We start from the raw sequence: 19,256 nt of genomic DNA, 5'->3' as shown, positions 1-19,256 counted from the left end.
CTGAATGGTTTGAAATTGTTTTGGTATAGCGCTTACAAGTGTAATTATAGGGGCACTCGTCTATTTTCTTGAATACCCTAATTTTTACTTTCATCCCTCAAAATTGACCCTTATGACAAACTCCTTCACTCGGGTTCCCATTTTCCATATATTGTTTTTTATCTTCGATTCGCTTCCTATACAATCGTAAATAACCTCAAGGATTCTATAGAATCCTTATACGAGATTGTCGACCAACCGCGATGATATATTTGCATCAGAAAAATATAACTATAACAACGAATTACCGGGGGCTAAGGCGATGTATAAATTGATGATTGTTGAGGACGAGCCGTTAATTCGCATGGGACTTCAAAAGTATCTGGACTGGAAGGAGCTTGGCTTTCATGACATCGTGGAAGCCGAGAACGGGGCTGAGGGCGTGGAAACCGCACTGAAGGAAAAGCCCGACCTTATCATTACAGACATCCGGATGCCGCTTATGGACGGGCTGGAAATGATCGGCTCCCTGCGCCACAGGCTGCCCGAGACGCTTTTTGTCATCTGGACCGGCTACAATGAATTCGAATATGCCCAGGAGGCCATCCGCCTCGGCAATGTGTCCGCATACCTGTTAAAGCCGCTGCAATATGAGAAGAGCCTTAAGACCATTCAGGATTGTGTCCGTCAGTTGGAAACGAAACGCGAGCAGGAGCGGCTGGCTGCCGCCGTGCAGCATAATCTGGCCGAAAATATCCAGCTGAAGCGGAGTCATTTCGTCAAACAGCTGCTTGAGGATGGAGAAGCTCCGGCGGACCCGAGACAGCTGGCTGCCTTGTGCGGAATGGACGAGGCAAATCTGTGCATGCAGCCCTTTGTGCTCTCCTATGTGCCAGACTCTGTGCCTTCACCGCAGTCCAAATCCTGGTGGCGGCAAAATGCCGGACAGCTGCTTGTATCCATGCTGCAGAATATCCTACCTTCCATGGAACGTCAGGTCCTATTCAGTTACATGTCCCACAATAAAATGTATGCGTTTACAATAATGGATGAGGGAAATACTCCACTCCTTCTGAGCCCTGCGCTGCACAGGGAAGCAGAAGCTTTCCTCCGGAGCGCATCGGCAAGGCAGAATATCCGGCTATTCCTGGCGCAGGGCCCGGCAGCTTCTGATCTCAAAACCCTTTCTGCCCTGCTGCTGCAAGCCAACCAGGCGTTGTTTATGCGGTTTGCCCAGAAGGGCCGGCATGTGTATGAGCTTCAGTCTGCATCATCCGAACCTTTAAAGACAAGCAACATTCATCTAGGAGACAAGGACAAAATGCAGCTGATTTCCTGCCTGGAGCAGGGCGAAATGGAGCAGCTGAAACAGCTCATGGACCGGCTGGCGCAGGATCTTCAGGCCAAAACCGGTCAGATCTCTATGGAGCAAAGTCTCGGTTTCATCCAGGAAGTAATTGCGACGGGCATACGGTATGCAGGCAAGCATGGCATCAATATCGAGGAGATGTATCATCAGAGGCTGCTTTATTTACGGTTTGTGGATGATTTTGACTCCATGCCGGCCTTGTTTGAGTGGCTTGCCGGCTGGATGCTGCAGCTGCGTGCGGATATGGGCCAAGCCGCAAAGGGTGGTGCCGATATCGCCATATTTGAGCAGATTGAGGCCTATATTCTTCAGCATATCGATCAGGAGATTACCCTGCAGATGGTTGCGGACCGCTTTTTCTACAATCCATCCTATCTCAGCCGCCTGTTCAAGACCAAGCTGAATAAAAATTATATGGCCTTTGTGACAGAAATACGTATTGCATTTTCCAAGCGCTGCCTCCTGCAGTCCAAGGTTCCGATGACGGATGTGGCCCAGATGTGCGGCTATGCCAGCTATAAGCATTTTGTTAAAACCTTTCGCAAATTAACGGATATGACACCCTCCGATTACCGGAAGCAAATGGGGATGATGGATTGAAAAGCTCATTGTGGCTGCGCAGAATTTTTCATATGAGGCATCTCAACACCCAAATTTTCGTGCTGATGATCCTGACGGTCACCATCCCGCTGCTGATCATCTCGGCCATTATTTATTCCGCCTCCTTGCAAACCGTCAAATCGGAATACACCAGCAGCTCCGACCTCATCCTGAACAATTTATCCTTCAATATCGACCAGTATCTGCAGAGTATTGAAAAGGGAACACTTTATGCGCATATGGACGGACAGCTGCAGAACGCGCTGGAAAAATGGATCAACAACCCGGACGATGACCAGAAGCTCTCCTCCCAGTACATCATCCAGCATTTTATCAGCACGCTCGAAATGACCATCAAAAATGTCGACAGCGTGCAAATTTACGCCGGTCATCAGCTTTTTTACTCGGCCAATTTCAACCGTGCGGACCTTCATTACGAAAATTTCGAGCAGGAGGACTGGTACCTCAAAACGCTCGCAAAAAAGGGTGGCATTGTCATCTTCGGCACGCATACCCCCTTCCACAAGATCGATACGAAAGAAAAGGTGATCTCGATCGCAAGGGTCATTAACAAAACCGGCGGCAAGCAGCCGCTTGGCGTTATGCTGGTGGATATCCGTCTGGATTCCCTGCGCGAAATTCTGAGCCTGTCCGAGAATACCAAGCGGAATTTTGCCATTACGGACCCTTCCGGAGCCATTATTTACGCATCAAAAAACCCGGATTTTTCGAAGCCGATGCAAATTGACAGCCAAAAGTTCGAGCAGGTGCTGGGTCAGCAGACAGGCAGCTTTTACAGCTATTTTGAGGGTCATGATTCCTACTTCAACTTCGTCACCTCCCCTTATTCCGGCTGGAAGGTCATTCAATATACGAATGAGAAGGAAATGACCAAGGATTCCGCAATGCTCGGCCGGATCATTCTCTTCCTTGCGGTCGGCTCAATCGGTATGGCCATCATTTTCCTCCTTATCATGCGGGCACGCGTAACGAGGCCGATTATATTCCTGAAACGTCAGGTGGAACGGGTCGGTATGGGTAATTTCGACGTGGACTTGGGAAGCAAACGGCAGGATGAATTTGGCGTGCTGTATCAGGGTCTGCGCAAAATGACCCAAGAGCTGCAGGATTATATCGAACGCTCCTCCAAAGCCAAGGTGCAGCAGAAGATTGCAAGGCTGGGAGCGCTGAAGAGCCAGATTAATCCGCATTTTCTCGCCAATGCCCTGGAATCGGTGCAAATGAAGGCAATCCTGAACGACCAGCGTGAAATCGGGGAAATGATCGGCACGCTGGGGCAGTTGTTCCGCATCCATACCAAAATGAGCAAGGATATCGTCTCCCTGGAACAGGAACTCCAGCATATCCGGCTGTATATCAAGGTGCAGCAGATGCGTTTCGGGGATAAGATCCAATATTCTGAGCAGCTCGAACCGCATACGGAATCTTTGCAGGTCGTACACTTCTCTTTGCAGCCGCTGATCGAAAATGCCATTATTCACGGCCTGGAAAGAAGAGTCGGCCCCGGACTGCTGGAGGTGTGCGCGGTGCAAAATGAGAATCAGCTTCTGATTACCGTTCGCGACAACGGCGCCGGCATGAGTGCGGATCAGCTTGTGGCACTGCAGCGGCGTCTGGCCGAGCAGTCCGAATCAGGTGATGATAACCATATCGGTCTGGTTAACGTGCAGGAACGCATTCACCTCTATTTTGGCACGCATTACGGTATGACCATCGACAGTCACCTCGGCATCGGTACGACGATCACAATCCGGCTGCCGGCGGTACAGAGTAGTCCATAACGTATTCTTGGTTTGATCCTCCTCCATGATCAATTGAAGCAAAGCATAATAATATGTGTCATTTCACGTTCCGGTGAATAGGCTATTATCATCACAATTGATCTGGAGGTTCATTTGACATGACGATAAACTATCCCTTCGGGCCCGGCTTCCAGCATAACCATCCGCTTACTTTTGCGTATGATCCGTATGCTTATACATTCCGCAGTCCGTTTCCGCCATCGTTCTACTACTGGCCTATGCCAGGCAGAGCTTATCCTTACACTGGAGCCTATCCGGGATATTCTCCTTATCCGGCATATCCAGCATACCCATCTCCCTATCCCGGCATCTCGTATACCGCGCCATATCCGTCGCTGGATCCAAGCCGGGTAGAGCCTACTCCCAAAGGGTTTCAGGTAAAGCTTGAACCTAAGCCGGAGCAAATGGTTGAACATACCCATGTGGAGAATGTTCAAGTAGAGAACCATCCGGGAATGAAAATGAACACCGGCATTGAAGTTGGAGGTAAGCATGGCGCCGGTTTCCAAGCAGCAACCCAGCTAGATAAACATGGCGTCAGCAATCAAGTCAGCAGCCATGTGGGCTCGGAGGCGTATGGCCTGAATATGCAGGGTGAAGCCAATCTGAATAACACGGCCAAGGGCTTTCAGTTCGAGACCGGCAGCCAATTGGGAGGCAAATACGGCATCCAGGCTCATGTGGAAGGCCACGCAGGCATGCAGCAGGGAATTGGCCTGAACACCGAAGCCCAAATCGGCGGTGAGCATGGACTTGGTGCCCATGTGAAGAGCCAGCTGGGCGGCGGTCAAGGAGCTGAATTCAGCACGGGTGCCCAAATCGGCGGAGACCATGGTCTTGGTGCTCATGCCGGCGCTCAAGTGGGTGGCGGTCAGGGTGTGAGCCTCAAGCTCGGCGGTAATGTCGGCAGCCATGACGGACAGGTGGGCATCAATCTGGGCGGCAAGGAAAAGAAGCAGGCTGAGTAGGCGGTAAGATGCATCACTTAGAAGCAGGCTGGATCCACCCAAGATTGGCAGCAAAAAAAGGTCATCTGTGAAGATGACCTTTTTGGTATTTAAGATGACCTATTACAATCATTCAATGGTGCTGCAGTTGTTCCGTCTTGATCTCAGGCAGTGCCGCGATACCGGCCGAATTCAGGAAATTCCATGGCTTATTGTAGTGAGGCTGGAAGAAGAAGTCCACGAAAGCCAGCTCGTCGACGGTCATCTTGTTTTGAATACATACCGACAGCGTGTTCATCGCCTGCGTTAAGTCGACTTTGGACATAATCTGCGCACCCAGAAGGCGGCGGCTTTCTTTTTCATAAACAATCTTCACGTTCACGGTTTCTGCTGTAGGCATGAACTCCGGCCGGTAAGCATCTTCAATCGTAACCGTATCTACATTCAGCTCCTCGTCCTTGCATGCACCTTCGGTAAGTCCGGTCGAAGCTAAATTCAGATCGTATATTTTCAATCCCGACGTTCCCTGTGTTCCCAGGTACTTCGTCGTTTTATGCATCAGATTGCGGGCCACCAGCATGCCCATGCGTACTGCATTCGTTGCCAGCGGGATATATGCTGCCTTGCCTGTTGGGTTATATCTGACGGCACAGCTGTCACCCGCGGCGAAAACATCCTTCTTGCTGGTCTGCATATACTCATCAACGATGATCGCGCCGTTAGGCAGCATATCTACCTGACCTCTCAGCAACTCCGTGTTGGGACGGAATCCGATGCAGAGAATGACCAGGTCTGTTTCTATTTTACCTTTGCTTGTAACAACATGGCTTACCATGCCATCCTTACCTTCAAAAGCTTGCACCGTCTGCCCCAGCGCCAGCTCGATACCTTTGCTGCTGAAGGATTCCTCGATCCGGCTGCTGAATTCGGCATCCAGATACCGGTTCAATATCCGGTCCGCACTGTCAATGAGCGTGACCTGCTTGCCGCTCTGCTGGAATGCTTCCACCAGTTCCACCCCAATATAGCCTGCGCCGACAACCGTGATATGATTCACGTTCTTTGCTTTATCAATAATGGTGTTGGAATGATCGTAGTTTTTGCAGAGCAGAATATTACCAAGCTCCATCCCCGCCAGCTTCGGAATAATCGGCCAAGAACCTGTCGTGACAATAAGTTTATCAAACGAATCCTCGAATGCTTCTCCCGTCTGCATGTTGCGAACCTGTAGTTTCTTGGCGTCGGCATCAACAGCCAGCACCTCGTGGCGCATGTGGGTTACGACACCCAAATCAGCCAGCTGCTGCGGCGAGGAGTAAAAGAGCCCTTCCGGATCTTTCACGACACCACCTACATACAGGGCAATACCGCAGGATAGAAAGGATATGTTATCGTTTCGTTCATAAACGGTAATTTGTGCTTCAGGGTAAAGCTTCGCGGCGTTAACCACCGCTGCCGTTCCTGCATGTGTACAACCGATGACTGCAATTTTCATGATAAGTTCCTCCTTGGGAATGGGTTAGTTTTTTAATAAAATTGATCTATGGTGCTATAAAGTTCATGCGGCGTTGTTGGATTAGAGAATAGAAACTTGATGAAATAGATGTTGTTGTGATTTATTTCACATTTACAGTATACTGTGATTTTTTTCACATTTCAAGGGGTTAGACGTCTAATTTCAAATATTGTTCATATTTTCACATTCATCACAACAAAATATTCTACCCGCCTCTCCTCAGGCCGGACAGTTAAAAAACAAAAAAATGCGCCCTTCAGAAATGATTCATAGGTTGAACCTGAAGGTTCAACCACTACCATTCTGAAAGGCGCATTTCGTCTAAAAGTTATTGTTGATGTGAAGCAGAGAATCAGGCTTTCGTTACTTGAATCACGTCATCTTGAACATCGACTTCAACATGCTGCACATCCTCATCGTCCAGCACCAGATCGGTGATGCCGTCTTCAACGTACTGCTGGATGACACGGCGCAGCGGACGGGCTCCGAATGCCGGATTGTAACCCAGCTCTGACAGTTTCTTCTTGGCATCATCAGAGACATTAAGGGAAATACCCTGCTCGCCAAGCGTGATCTCAATTTCGCCAAGCATATTATCGACAATCTGAACGAGGTCATCTTCCTTCAGTGAAGCAAACGGAATAATCGCATCAAAGCGGTTCAGGAATTCAGGCCGGAAGTAAGAACCCAGCGAGTCCAGAATCGAACTGGTCTGTACGGATTCAGCAGCCGAGAAGCCTACGGTGATCTTTTTCTCCGTAATGCCTGCATTGGAGGTCATAATGATCACTGTTTCCTTAAAGCTTACGGTACGGCCCTGGCTATCCGTCAGGCGGCCGTCGTCCAATACCTGCAGGAACATATTCTGCACATCGGGATGCGCCTTCTCAATTTCATCCAGCAGGATAATACTGTACGGATTGCGGCGTACACGCTCCGTCAATTGACCCGCTTCATCATGACCGATATAGCCTGGAGGCGAACCGATCAGCTTGGAGACGGAATGTTTCTCCATATATTCACTCATATCCAGCCGAATCATAGCGTCTGCCTGACCAAACAGTTCCTCTGCCAGCGACTTGGACAGTTCTGTCTTACCAACACCGGTTGGTCCGACGAACAGGAAGGAAGCGATTGGCTTATTCTTCGGCTTGAGTCCTGCACGGCTGCGGCGTACCGCTTTAGCTACCTTCTCCACCGCTTCGGTCTGACCGATCACTTTCGTTTCCAGACGGGCTGCAAGGTTCTTCATCTTGTTCTGCTCATCCTGCTGCAGTTTACCGACCGGAATGCCTGTTTTGCGTTCAATGATCTGCTGTATATCCTCTACACGCACCTCTGTCTGGCTGCCGTGATCCGTTCCGGCATGATCCAACTGGTTCAACAGACCGGCTTCTTCATCACGCAGTTTGGCAGCAAGTTCGTAATTTTCAGCTTGGGTTGCCTGATCCTTCTCGCCTCTGATTTTCTCAAGACGTGCTTGGATCTGCCCATGACCGCTCTCGGAAGCACGCAGATTCAGTTTGGCACCCGATTCATCAAGCAGATCGATGGCTTTATCCGGCAGGAACCGGTCCTGAATGTAACGGTGAGATAACTGCACACAAGCTGCAATGGTGTCATCTGAATAGCGGACCCCATGGAATTCCTCGTATTTCGGACGCAGTCCTTTCAGAATTTCAATGGTTTCCTGTACCGTTGGTTCATCGACCATGACCGGTTGGAACCGGCGTTCCAGGGCTGCGTCTTTCTCGATCTGACGATATTCCTTCAGTGTGGTAGCACCGATCACCTGCAGTTCACCGCGTGCCAACACGGGCTTCAGAATATTGCCGGCATCCATCGAACCTTCAGCAGAACCTGCACCGACCAGCAGATGGATCTCGTCAATGAATAACAGAACATTCTCGCGCTGCTGCAGCTCGGCAATCAATTGTTTAACTTTCTCTTCGAACTGACCCCGGATACCTGTACCTGCAACAAGAGAGGCAACATCCAGTGAATATACCTCTTTATTCAGCAGCTTGGCCGGTACTTTGCCTTCGATAATACGGAGGGCAAGACCTTCGGCGATGGCTGTTTTACCAACCCCTGGTTCACCGATCAGCACCGGGTTGTTTTTACTGCGGCGGTTCAAAATTTCAATGACCCGTTCGATCTCCTCATCACGGCCGATCACCGTATCAATCTGGCCAGCGTTCGCGGCGTCATTCAGATTGCGTCCCAGCTGATCCAGCATTCCGCCTCTTTGGCTGCCGTTTCCAGAAGCTCGGTTAGCAGCAGCATGGGTGCCAGAAGCATCATGTTGAGCTTGCTGCGGCTGCATGAAGCCTTTGAAGAATTCATCGATCGGCGACATGCCTGATGAGCCGAAGCCGGCATGGAACGGAATTCCGCTATTTATTTTTGCATAGCATTCCTGACATATATATAGTTTTTCGGATTTTTGATTGATTGTTAGGCTAAGTCCTACCGTTGCTTCGTTCTGATTACATTTTTGACAACGCATTGTACATGGCCCCTTTCTTGGTATGTTGCTAATTGGGTTGGATCAAGCTAAGTTTGACGTTTGATCAATTTCTTTTGACTTTGACTTTCTTTGACTATTATACCGCATTCAGACGCAAAGTCAAGATGTTTGAAAACAATGTATTGAAAATTTTCATTTTGTTTTCTTGTGCAGGCAAAAAAAAGAACAACTGCGCTGAATGCCGGCTGTTACCGACCGCAATCGCAGTTGCTCGTTGTCCAAAACTACAAGCTGCCCCAGTGAATGATGTGCAGCTGAATGCTGATCTTTCCATAGAATATGATCCCTTCAATTCCGAGTCCTTGTCACTTCGGGCTTTTCGTATCCAGCTTGATCTTCAGTAGCAGCGTCACCGCATCCGTTTGCAGCATTTCCTTCAATTGCTCCGGGTCAAACGTTTGATAAACACCGGATTCATTTTGGCGGCATACCGCTAATATCGTGGATTCGCCGGCTTTCAATTCAAGCTTTTGATCCCCTATGACTGAACCCATCATCGATGAAAGATTATGATCAATCACGTCGGGTACGCTGCTTAATCCCGTCCCGGCTCCAGGAGCGTATAAAATCATCGACTTCTGCGCTCCGCCTTCTTTTACGATCCCCCACCCCAAAGCGCCTGCGCTTGTTTTGGACGGAGCGAAACCGTAGGAGAGCGAGATCAGCGGCGATCCCTGCATTTTTTTACCCTTTTTATAACCTTCCACCCATACTTCAACCCAGGTTTTGTCGGCATGCGGCAAGCTAAGGTTATAATCGAAAATATTGCCGAGAGATAAGGCATTAAACATTTCCTCATAGTCGGAATCCTTCTGTGCCTGGATCACCGCAAGCGTATCCGCCTCAGGCCGCGAACTGCAGCCGCCGAGCAGCAAAATCAAAATGGAACAGACCATCAAAAGCTTTAGCCCTGTTTTCATGTTCCCCTCATTTCATACTTTTTAGTTGCCTTCATGATTCGAAAGGCTGAGCGATCAAAACTGCTCAATCGCATGTTATATTTTGTATATATTGTAAGTTAGTTCATAGAATGCGTAAACCCTGAAGCCCCGTTCCCGCGGAATTCTCGGCTGGATTCCTTTTCATCTGAAAAAAGGAGCATCGTCAAATGCTCCCTCGCCTTCATTAACGAGCTGCACCTAAATCTGTTATAATAAATGTTCCAGTTTATTGCTTGCATGGAGCACAATCATGATGAGGAGGAGAGAAACATGTCCGTCTTGGAGATTTGGAAGGCTATACATTGGCCGGGAAAATTTACGAAATGGCGGTCGATGCGGGTTACATGCCGGAAGAGACGGCTAAATCATTCATGGAACGCTATCAAGGGATGTTCGTTAGCATGCCTCCAGAGACCGTTCTCCGAAAAGTATTGATTGATAGTGGGTTGGTATCCATGCAGCTTATGCTTGTCGCCCGCGCTAAAGGCTATGATACATTACCGATGGGCGGCTTTGACCAAGTTACATTTGTAGAAGCGTTCGATATTCCGGAGAGATACTCTCCTGTTATGCTCATCGCCATCGGTAAGGCGGCAAAGCCCGGACACCCGACGGTAAGATTGCCGATTGAGGATGTCGCTTTCTTCAACGAAATGCCTAAGGCATGATAATACAAATAATATTAAAAAAGAGACATCTTTCGATGTCTCTTTCATCCGTGCTATTTTGCCGCCAGCATATGCTCTTTAATCTTACCGTTGATCCAATCCCGCTTCGACAGAATCCAATCCGCGTTCCTCGGATAGCAGCTGAATGTGATCGGCTCATCCAGGCCCTCATCCAGCGCCGCGAGTACGGCATCTCGCCCCATCAGTTCCTCCAGCAGGCGCAGCGCGCGCAAATCCTGCAGCGCCTCGTACATAACCTCCATCCGGATCGATTCGATCGGGCCATCCTCTCCCGGATACACCAGATAGGCGTCGCCGGAAGGAAAAGCGCCCCCTGCGTCCGTCACGTGGAACGGGTCGATGACCTGCTTGGAATACTGCGTATACCAGAAGTTATATCCCCAGTGCAGGAATCCGGCCGCATCGTATTTGTACAATTGGTAACCGAGTATCCGGTTGCGTGCAGACGGCATGCTGAAGAAGCGGTTGGATACATCCTTGTACTGTGATACGCAGTAATACGTCCACAGCGGCGTGACCCCGTGCTCCAGGAAAGGCTCGATGTGATTGTTGGCCGGGATCGGGTTCTCCACCAAACCCTTTTCATAGAAGTCGTAATCCGACAGCGCGTCGATGATGGGAAATCCCTCGAGCAGATCCTTGACGATATTACGGGCGCTTTCGTAAGATTCCAGGTGATCCAGCGTCGGCTCATCGGAAATATGGAAATAGCTGCGGCTTTCCAGCCCGTTCTCCCGAATCCATTCAACCAGCTGCGGCAGAAACTGATTCAGGAATGCACGATAGGCGTCGCCCGACGCGTCGGTCTCCCAGCCGAAGATGCGCTTCGCTTCGCCATCTGCGGTTGCCATGATTTTCGGCGCGTGCTTCGCCCCCCACTGCGTGAACAGATGCGAGAATTCGAAATACTCGATGCCGCATTCGTTACACAGCTCCACCCATCTTTTCAGGCGGTCAAATCCGAAACGGTACTGATTCTCCCCCGTCACCTCGACATCGACCAATTGCACGGTCGGCCGTTCCCCTCCAACTTCCGTATCGAGCGGAGGCGTGAAGAGTGGCGTCAGCAGCATATTGATGCCGTGATCCACCGCGGTTTGTATGTACTGTTTCAGGAGCTCCCAGTGTCTTTCGCTGAACGCATCCGTATGATAGTGCGTCGTCAGGCAATCCGTGTGAAACCACTGCGTATGCAGAAGCTGCTGCTTCGGCAGCTGTGCCCCGATGATCTCCAGTTCAAAGCGTTCCTTTGCCAGCTCCTCTCCCGATTCCATCACGAAACGCACCACGGTCGGGTAGAGGCCGGGAATAACCTCGTTCTTCGGGTTCACCGAGATCCAAATCGAACGCCACTGCCCCGGATATGCACGCACGCCGTCGCCGCTCAGCGGCAGCAGCGGATCCGGATACAGGCCAGGCGTGGTCCGCAGCATGTTGTCGTCATGATCGCCCTGCACAGGGTACTCCGATGGTGACAGACCGACGCTGCGCATCGTGATGTAATCCCCGATTTCGGACTCGACCTTCACATGAATCGACGGAATCCAATGCTGCGACCGATAGGCCACCTGGTACGAGAAGACCTCATTCTGGAGTGCCGCTCCCTTGACGACTTCCGTCTCCTGCAGCTCCTCATCAGGAAATACCTTCACTAAAGAATGGACAATACGGGTTTCGAATTTCTGCGTCATACATTACATCCTCCCTTCATATCCTCCCGGTACTGCGTGGGGGTCTTGCCAATGATCTTTTTGAAAATCTTCGCAAAGTAAAAATAGTTCGGGTACCCGGACTGCTCCGAAATCTCGTAAATGGAGAGCCGGGAACTACTTAACAGCTGGCACGCATAGGCAATCCTCTTATCCGTTACATATTGTAGAAAGGTGGTATTCACCATTTTTCGGAACAGCTGGCTTAAATAGCTGGGATTCACGTAGAACTGCTCTGAAATGCTTTTGAGCGATACATCATCTGTGAAGTGGCCATCCAGATAACGCAGAATATCCTGCAGTGTTTCATTCTTTACCTGCCCTAACTCTCCAGCCAGCTCGCTACGATGCGAGGATAAATTCCTGATCTCGTTCATCATATTCGCGAGGGTCCCATACTTTTCTACCAATTGCTCAAAGCTGTGAATATATTCATCCTGCTCGACTTGACCGCTGTACATGAGGAAGAACGTATTATAAAAGCGCAGTGCATCCTGAATATCTACCGTGCCCTGTTCAGCATGCTGCATAAACATATCGCAGGCTCTGGATGCCTGCTCCAGATTGAATTGATTCCCCATTTGCTGGAATAGCTCCTTAATCTCCGGCCGCAGGCGTTCAGTAACAGGCATAAACGGTCCCTTCCGTCCCGTAATAAAACACTGGTATGATGCAATCTCCGCTTCCTGATAGGCGCAGCGGAGCTGGCCAATATCCGTAATACGCCTGGAACAGCCGAAGCCCTTAATATCCGGGAGTATGGATAATCCTACTGCAAGATCGTGATCCATGCTGCCTTCTAGCCCAGCTTCCAGCAAATACATCGTTTCCTGCTTGCCCGTGCGTACGCGGATATGCGGAGCGGAGATACCCCGCAGCTCCTGATCCTCTCCCATGACATCAACTACGATCATCCCCTGTTCCCTGTTCCAGGAAAGACCCATACGTACAAGCAGTTCATCAGCGTAACCCTCATGCTCCAGCCGATCCGACATCAAATACAGCAGCTCCATTTGCAGAAGAAGCTCCTTCTCCTGCTGCATCGCTCTGAACCGTATGAGCAGACTCGCCATCTCCTCCTCCTCGAACGGCTTCAGACAATACCCGATCGCGCCTGCATTGAGTGCCTGCTGGGCATATTGGAATTCGGCGTGACCGCTGGATACGATGAACTTGGTATCCAAGCCCAGCCGGTTGACCTCGCGGATCAGCTCCAGACCGTCCATGCCCGGCATACGGACATCCGTGATCACCAGATGGGGACGGAGCTCCTGAATCGCCTTCAAGCCCAGAATCCCGTTCATGGCTTCTCCTACCACTTCATATCCGTATGAATCCCAGTCTACAGAACGGCGGATATCTTTCAAGACCCATTTTTCATCATCGACCATGACAATTTTATACTTCATGCATCATCACCCCGGTTTGCCAATATTGTCAGGTATACCTCCGTGCCGCCAGAGGGCGAGCTCCTGAGCACCAATCCGGAACCGCTTCCATAAGTCAATTGCAGCCTTCTGTGGACGTTCATCAGCCCCAGGCTGTGATTCTCGGTCGTTCCGGGTTCCCGCTCCGCGTGTCCCGATAGCGCCTGCTGAAGCTGCTCAAGTTTATCCGGCGGAATGCCCTCGCCGTCATCCTTGACCCAGAGCACGGTAGCCCCCTGCCCGTTGTCGCATCCGCCAATCCGGAGGGTTCCCTTATTCATTTTCCGTTCCAAACCGTGGGATAAAGCATTCTCGACGATGGGCTGCAAAATCATCTTGATGATCTTGCGGTCGTGCAGCTGCGGATCCACGTCATAATAGACGTCAAAGCGGTCCTCGAAACGGAACTGCTGGATTTTGACGTAGGATTTCACGATATCCAGCTCCTCGCGCAGCGTTACCCACTCCGCGCCCTTGATGCTGTATTTGTAAATCTGGCTGAGGGCGCCGGTAATTTCCACGAACTGCGGGATGTCAAGCTCGGCGGCCAACCCTTTCATGGATGCGAGGGTATTGTACAGAAAATGCGGATTAACCTGATGCTTGAGATAGGAAAGCTCGGCCGTCTGCTTGGACAACTCCAGCTCGTAGATCCGCATGCGCGAGTCCACCGCTTCTTCCGTCAGCTCGTCAATCGCTTCGATCATTTCATTGAATTTGCCCGCCATGATTTTAATTTCCAGATAACCGTCCAGCTTGATCTCGGTTCTTTCTTTCTGAAACTGTCCCATCTTCAAGGCGTTGATAGCCCGGATGAACATACGAATGGGGGACACAATACTTCTTCCGAATACAATCGCCATGAAGACCAAGGTCGGAATAGTTAAGGCTAGAATGACCATGTAGACCTTCCGAATATCCGTCATTCCGCGCAGCAGTTCCTTTTCGGAAATGACGTTGATAATCTTCCCTTCAATATCCGGCAGATCGACCATTCTCACGATATGGCGGGTATGCTGCTGATCATAGAACACATAGTCTCCACCGCCGGCCTCCTCCAGTTGATCCAGCGCATAGACTTCTCCGATATGCCCGCCGCCGCTGGCTGCGACGACGACATCGTTTCGGTCAAGCACATAAATTTTACCGAAGGCATTCTGATACACCTCTTCCACATTGGAGATAAAGGAAGAAGGCTCCATAAATACGACCATATACCCAAGCCGTCTGCCCACCGTCGAGGTCGACATGGCATTGTTAATGGGTAGCCCCACAAGAAAATACTGATTATCTTTATCCCCGTCATGGTGAACGATGAGTCCCTTATAATAAGGACTCGATCCGCCGTATCCTTTCGATTTCATCTCTTCAATGGTTTCCAGAACCGCCGCCCGCTTCTGCTGATCGAACATCAAGTTAAAGTTGCTGCCGCCTGTCCCCATGATCGTCACGTCCGAAATCCCTTCACGAAGTGAGCTATACCGGGCTACCAAAGTATTCGTCTGCTTGTACAACTCGTATCTCCACGGGGACTGATCTTTACTCTCCAACAAATACTGCTGAACCGATTCGTTATAAGCTATCCCTTGGATCAAGCGGTTGGTTGCCGTATTCTGCGCGGAAATATGCTGCCTGATCTTGTTCAGAAGCAGGTAAGAATAATCGCTGTTCTGGTTATAAAGCCACCTTGATGTAAACATATAGGCTGTGGCCATCACCGCAAAGAGCAGCAACATAAAGGCCAAAATAATAAGAAACAGTTGCCGCCGGATCGGCAGAGCTTTGATGTAGTGCAACAAGAGGCGGGTCTCCCTCCGTGTCTGTGATGTTCCAGGACAAGTTTAAGTTCCTGGTATTCCTCCCCATTATCGCATACATTTGCCCCTGAATATGCAATAAACTTCCTCTGCAGGCATAGCCTGCAGAGGAAGTGACTCACGGAGCAGTACGGATTATGGCTTGATGCCCATTTCCGCCGCTTTGTCATTCACTTCTTTTATGGCCTCGTTTAATCCCTTCGCTTCATAACCCTTCAGGACCGTTCCCCACATTTTGGCCGGGTCTTCTTTACCGATCACGACCTTCGTAATGTCATCGATAAATTTGATGCCCATGACCTTATCCTTTGCCGGCGTCGACATCAGCTTGATATCGAAGGCCGTCGGGATTGGTTTGGCTTCAGCCATTTGCTTATTGTAGTATTCATCCGTTATGTCAACCAGCTTATCCCCGTACATGGTTCGTTTCACCCCATCATCCAAGTAAGTCCCTTCACGCCATCTGGCGGTCATCGCAATCAACTGTTGGAAGGGATAAATATCCTTCAAATCCTTCATAGCCCCCGTTTTAGCATCTGCAGGACGTGTAGCAATGACCTTATCACCATCCAATTTGTAATCTTTACCTTCAAATCCGTAGCGAACCAGCGTATCCCCTTCCGGTGACAGCAGGAAGTCATACAGCCTTAGAATGCGATCCATCTTTTCGTCATCTACCTTGGCGCTGAAATAGCTTTCCGACCAGAAGGAAGTTTGTACGAATCGATATGTATTTCCTTCCTGGTCCGGCCAAATCGGCAGTATGATAACAGCGTCCTCGAACGGTTTATCATGTTGATATTTCGACCACATTGTCTTTAATCCTGCAAGCTTATCGATGGAAATTTGATTAAAGATAGCTCCGGCTTTATTTTGGGCGAATTTCTCCATGCCATCATCGTTTTTCAGAATTGGGAAATCCGGATCGAGGGCTCCACTGGTGTACATATCGCGAAGTTGTATCAAGCCGTCGACCATTTTCGTAGAAGCAACTGATGGTATCCACTTTCCACCCTCATACAACCAGCCCTCATTGCTGTACTGCGGAATAGTGCCCAGAAGCGGTGTATCCAGGAATCCAGGAAGACGGAGCGTCACCCCGATCGTATCCTTCTTGCCATTGCCGTCTGGATCCTCGCCTACAAATTTGACCAGCATGTTTTTGTATTCATCGTAGGTTTTCGGCACCGGAATGTTCAGCTTCTCCATCCAGTCTTTGCGGACGATTAGCCCGCGTTCCATGACCCAGTCTTCAGTTGAGTCAAAGGTTAGCCTCGGAATCATATAAAACTTGCCGTCCACCTTCAGAGGCTGTATATCGGCTTGATCCATCACCTTTTTCACATTCGGATATTTGCTGAGGTCATCCGGTAATGGCCGGATGATGCCTTGATCAATCCATTGATTATAGGTCGCTGTATTAAACATGTCGTTCGCCATAATGTCAGGTAATTCATCCGCAGCCGCCCAGAGTCTGAATTTTTCCTGATAATCGGACCAGCTTACGTTTTTGGGCTTGAACGATACATTGAAATCCGATTCGAATTTTTTCAGCATTTCATCACTATCGCGATTGACAAAAGCCTTATCGGCATCCCACATGCCGATACTGATTTCCAACTTTTTATTGCTCTCTGTAGGAGCTTCCGTCTTTGTTTCCCCAGCGTTTGCCGGCTCGATCTTGCCCGGATCTGCCGCCTGTTCCGTCTTACTGCCGCCGCAAGCCGCTACCGTAAACACCATGAGCAGCGAAACGGCTCCTGTCGCAAGTCTTCTGAACTTTTTTGACATCATGAAGCAGAACCTCCCTTTAATTTGCAATCTTTTTATAAGTTGATTAGAGCTTTTGGCCCCAATTACTCCTTCAGTGATCCGATCATCACGCCGGCCGAGAAAAAGCGCTGCAGAAAAGGATAAATGCACATGACCGGCAGCATGGTGACGACGACCGTCGCCATTTTAAGGCCCTCCGGATACGTATTGCGCATCTCGGAAGCCATGGAAGCGGCATAGGCGTTATTCATCATTTTGTTGACGTCCACCAGCATCTCCCGCAAATACAGCTGCATCGGAAACTTGTTCGTCTCGGATATATACAGGAGCGCGCTCCACCATTCATTCCAGCGGTCCACCGCATAGAACAGGGTGATGGCGGCAATCGTCGGCATGGAGATCGGGAGCACGATCCGCAGCAGCACCTGGATGTCGTTCGCACCGTCGATCTTCGCCGATTCCTCCAGCGCCTCGGGCACCGTGCGGAAATACGTCAGCATGATAATCAGATAAAAGGTGTTGATGGCAAGCGGCAAAATCATGGACATGACGCTGTTGATCAACCCGAGTTGCTTGACCGTCAGATAGATGGGAATCAGCCCGCCGTTGAACAGCATCGTGATTAGAATCCCAACAAGGAAGGCATTTTTACCAGGAAGATGCTTTTTGGACAGAGCATACGCACCGATAGTGGTAAGAGCAATATTAATCAGCGTGCCGACAATGGTGACAATGGCTGATACCCCAAGCGCCCTGAACACGGTATCGCCGGAAAAGATGTACTTGTACGAGCTCAAGTCAAACGATGTCGGAATCAGGTAGATCGCCTGCTTGGCAATTGCGCCGGGGTCTGCAAAAGAAATCAGCACTACGTTATACATGGGCACCAGAATCAGCACAGCCACAAAGATAAGTATCAGATGGATGACGACGTTCGGCCAGCCTCTTTTTTCAACCATTTACATCAATCCTCCTTGGCCCATGCGCTTGACCGCCAGATTGGCGATAATCAGCAGAATGCAGTTAATAATGGATTTGAAGACGCCGACCGCCGTCGAGAAGCTGAAGCTGCCGCCTTCATAGAAGGTTGAACGGTAGATGAAGGTATCGAGAATATCCGACACTTCGTATACTCCGGGGTGATACATATTGAAGATCTGGTCGAAGCCCGCCCCGTTCATAATGTTGCCGACCTGCAAAATGAAAAGCACCGCTGCCGTGCTGCGAATCGAGGGCCAGGTAATTCTCAGCATCCGCTGGAACCGGTTAGCCCCGTCGATGCTTGCCGCTTCATACAGCGCGGGATCGATGCCCGCAATGGCAGCCAGGTAGATGATCGTTCCCCAGCCCATCTCTTTCCAGATACTTGTGCCGAACAAGAGGCCGCGGAAGCTTGAGGGCTCCATCAGCAAATTGATTTTTGGCAGTCCGACATATTGCAGCAGCTGATTAAGTACGCCGGAGTCGCTCAGAAAGTTGATCAGAATACCCGAAACGATGACCCAAGACAGAAAATGCGGAAAGGTAAATACCGTCTGATAAAATCGTTTGGTGAGCGTTCGGCGGACTTCATTGAGCAGTAGAGCAAAAATAATTGGAATGGGAAACTCAATAACGATCCGTCCTGCGGCGAGAATAAGGGTATTCTTGAGCACGTCGATAAACTGGGGAAGACTGAACATCGACTCAAATTGCTTGAGACCAACCCAGGGACTGCCCAGAATACCTTTGGAGAAGCTGTATTCCTTAAAAGCAATGATAATCCCATACATCGGGTAATAATGAAAGACGACATAATAAGCCACCAGCGGTAAAAGCAGGATATACAGATACCTGGCCTCCCACACATGCTTGGCCACAATATTTGTGGTGCGCTTGGTGCCGGGCGGCGACTCTTTCGCTCCGTTCAGTTTGCTCTCTAACATAGAGCCCCTCCTATCTCTTTCTACTACTCTTATTCCTCATTCTTGTTAGCGCTTACAACATAAATTATAGAAAATAATATGTATTCTTCGTATAGCGTTTTTTTAGTTGTTCTATGTCCGATTTTTAGATTGTGCTGGATGGGGATTCTAAAAAGGAAAAGACTGCTTCCAATAAAAAAGGGGAAGAACGGTATAGCCTGATTGAATTCTC

General features: G+C 49.7%; 13 protein-coding genes. 4 read left to right on the top strand and 9 right to left on the bottom strand.

Annotated features, from left to right (window positions below):
* Positions 1-301 precede the first annotated feature (301 nt).
* From E6W40_RS22275 to E6W40_RS22265, 3 genes are all read left to right on the top strand, one after another.
* On the top strand, positions 302-1,948 hold the full coding sequence (locus E6W40_RS22275; protein WP_136607757.1) for a response regulator transcription factor: 1,647 nt from the start codon (positions 302-304) through the stop codon (positions 1,946-1,948).
* The gene (locus E6W40_RS22270; protein WP_168929011.1) at positions 1,945-3,750 is read left to right on the top strand and encodes a cache domain-containing sensor histidine kinase; all 1,806 of its coding nucleotides are present in this window, start codon (positions 1,945-1,947) and stop codon (positions 3,748-3,750) included. The genes E6W40_RS22275 and E6W40_RS22270 overlap by 4 nt, the downstream gene beginning before the upstream one ends.
* Positions 3,751-3,869: 119 nt before the next feature.
* Positions 3,870-4,739, top strand: coding sequence for a hypothetical protein (locus E6W40_RS22265; protein ID WP_136607755.1), 870 nt, complete (start codon positions 3,870-3,872; stop codon positions 4,737-4,739).
* A 112-nt stretch (positions 4,740-4,851) separates the two neighbouring features.
* On the opposite strand, the gene E6W40_RS22260 is transcribed toward E6W40_RS22265, so the two are convergent.
* The 3 genes from E6W40_RS22260 to E6W40_RS22250 all read right to left on the bottom strand — a co-directional run bounded on the left by E6W40_RS22260 (position 4,852) and on the right by E6W40_RS22250 (position 9,684).
* Complete coding sequence (locus E6W40_RS22260; RefSeq protein WP_136607754.1) at positions 4,852-6,213, bottom strand: FAD-dependent oxidoreductase; 1,362 nt, start codon at positions 6,211-6,213, stop codon at positions 4,852-4,854.
* Positions 6,214-6,586: 373 nt separating this feature from the next.
* The gene (locus E6W40_RS22255) at positions 6,587-8,743 is read right to left on the bottom strand and encodes an ATP-dependent Clp protease ATP-binding subunit (RefSeq protein ID WP_136607753.1); all 2,157 of its coding nucleotides are present in this window, start codon (positions 8,741-8,743) and stop codon (positions 6,587-6,589) included.
* A gap of 326 nt (positions 8,744-9,069) precedes the next feature.
* Positions 9,070-9,684, bottom strand: coding sequence for a hypothetical protein (locus tag E6W40_RS22250; RefSeq protein ID WP_136607752.1), 615 nt, complete (start codon positions 9,682-9,684; stop codon positions 9,070-9,072).
* 323 nt (positions 9,685-10,007) lie between these two features.
* Between E6W40_RS22250 and E6W40_RS22245 the strand changes: the two genes are divergently transcribed.
* Positions 10,008-10,373, top strand: a complete 366-nt coding sequence (locus E6W40_RS22245) for a nitroreductase family protein (protein ID WP_246073132.1) — start codon at positions 10,008-10,010, stop codon at positions 10,371-10,373.
* Between the two features lie 53 nt (positions 10,374-10,426).
* On the opposite strand, the gene E6W40_RS22240 is transcribed toward E6W40_RS22245, so the two are convergent.
* The 6 genes from E6W40_RS22240 to E6W40_RS22215 form a co-directional block, all read right to left on the bottom strand.
* Positions 10,427-12,085 (bottom strand): DUF4091 domain-containing protein, encoded by a 1,659-nt coding sequence (locus tag E6W40_RS22240; RefSeq protein ID WP_136607751.1) that lies wholly within the window; start codon positions 12,083-12,085, stop codon positions 10,427-10,429.
* Positions 12,082-13,512 (bottom strand): response regulator transcription factor, encoded by a 1,431-nt coding sequence (locus tag E6W40_RS22235; RefSeq protein ID WP_136607750.1) that lies wholly within the window; start codon positions 13,510-13,512, stop codon positions 12,082-12,084. The genes E6W40_RS22240 and E6W40_RS22235 overlap by 4 nt, the downstream gene beginning before the upstream one ends.
* Positions 13,509-15,326, bottom strand: a complete 1,818-nt coding sequence (locus E6W40_RS22230; protein ID WP_168929010.1) for a cache domain-containing sensor histidine kinase — start codon at positions 15,324-15,326, stop codon at positions 13,509-13,511. Before E6W40_RS22230 ends, E6W40_RS22235 begins: the two co-directional genes overlap by 4 nt.
* 156 nt (positions 15,327-15,482) lie before the next feature.
* Positions 15,483-17,141, bottom strand: a complete 1,659-nt coding sequence (locus E6W40_RS22225) for an extracellular solute-binding protein (protein ID WP_136607748.1) — start codon at positions 17,139-17,141, stop codon at positions 15,483-15,485.
* A 62-nt stretch (positions 17,142-17,203) separates the two neighbouring features.
* Positions 17,204-18,079, bottom strand: a complete 876-nt coding sequence (locus E6W40_RS22220) for a carbohydrate ABC transporter permease (protein ID WP_136607747.1) — start codon at positions 18,077-18,079, stop codon at positions 17,204-17,206.
* Complete coding sequence (locus E6W40_RS22215) at positions 18,080-19,045, bottom strand: ABC transporter permease (protein ID WP_136607746.1); 966 nt, start codon at positions 19,043-19,045, stop codon at positions 18,080-18,082.
* Positions 19,046-19,256 lie beyond the last annotated feature (211 nt).

The sequence above is a fragment of the Paenibacillus dokdonensis genome (genome assembly GCF_004916975.1).
Classification (GTDB): Bacteria; Bacillota; Bacilli; order Paenibacillales; family Paenibacillaceae; genus Paenibacillus_AQ; species Paenibacillus_AQ dokdonensis.
This window is presented reverse-complemented; position numbering and strand designations above follow the sequence as displayed.